Origin of the sequence: Neisseria sp. P0019.S002, from assembly GCF_051957155.1 — a bacterium.
Lineage (GTDB): Bacteria > Pseudomonadota > Gammaproteobacteria > Burkholderiales > Neisseriaceae > Neisseria > Neisseria perflava.
The window spans coordinates 1-819 of sequence record NZ_JBQCWS010000021.1; the positions used below are offsets into that span (position 1 = coordinate 1).

The 819-nt window shown below is 51.2% G+C and carries 2 protein-coding genes; both read left to right on the forward strand.

Features of this window, described 5'->3' with window-relative positions; translation table 11 throughout:
- Positions 1-307: thioredoxin fold domain-containing protein (locus tag ACTHTY_RS11290; RefSeq protein WP_440367695.1), on the forward strand; the 307-nt coding region annotated here is incomplete at its 5' end.
- Positions 308-385: 78 nt separating this feature from the next.
- On the forward strand, positions 386-736 hold the full coding sequence (locus tag ACTHTY_RS11295) for a helix-turn-helix domain-containing protein (protein WP_440367696.1): 351 nt from the start codon (positions 386-388) through the stop codon (positions 734-736).
- Positions 737-819 lie beyond the last annotated feature (83 nt).

Below are 819 nucleotides of genomic sequence, written 5' to 3' on the forward strand. Positions count from 1 at the left end.
ATTGAAAGCCAACCCCGACAAACCTGTCGTTTTGGATTTCTACGCCGACTGGTGTATTTCCTGCAAAGAAATGGCAAACTACACGCTCAACCAGCCACAAGTGCATGAAGCCGTCGATATGGAACGCTTCTTCCAAATCGACGTAACCGCCAACACGCCCGAACATCAGGCACTCTACAAAGAATACGGAATCTACGGCCCGCCGGGCATTTTCGCCATCCACGCCGACGGCCGCCGCAGCGACCCCTTGCTCGGCTTCGCCAAACCGGACGAATTCATCAACTGGTACAAACAAAACGAAAAATAAAGACGAAAGGTCGTCTGAAAACTGAACTGCACCCCAAAAGTTGGACATCCCCTCCAACTCACAAGGTGCAGTTTTTTTATGAGCAAATATACATTACACTTCAAATACCAAGCCGTACTCCACTACCTGCATATACGCAGCCAACAGCGTACCGCAGACCACTACGGCATTTCCCGAACCCACCTGAGACGATGGATACGCGCCTATCAAGAAGGCGGTATCGGCGCACTCGAACATCCCCAATCCAAAACCATGACCGAACACCGCAAAAACCCCTTCATCGCCGACAAACCCGACCACGAAAAAACACAGGCAGAGCTTATCGAAGAGTTGTGCTATATGCGCGCAAAGGTTGCCTACCTAAAGGAGTTAAAAGCCCTCAGCCAAAAGCAGACCGAAAAGGACAAAGCCAAACCGTCCAAACACTGAGGGCGCAACACCCGCTCAAATACCTGCTGCACATCGCAAACCTGCCCAAAAGCAGCTTTTACTACCACCACCAAGACCGACCC

What these genes read in the sequence shown, in the direction of transcription:
- ACTHTY_RS11295 (WP_440367696.1), top strand. Translation starts at nt 386, where the DNA reads ATGAGCAAATATACATTACACTTCAAATACCAAGCCGTACTCCACTAC.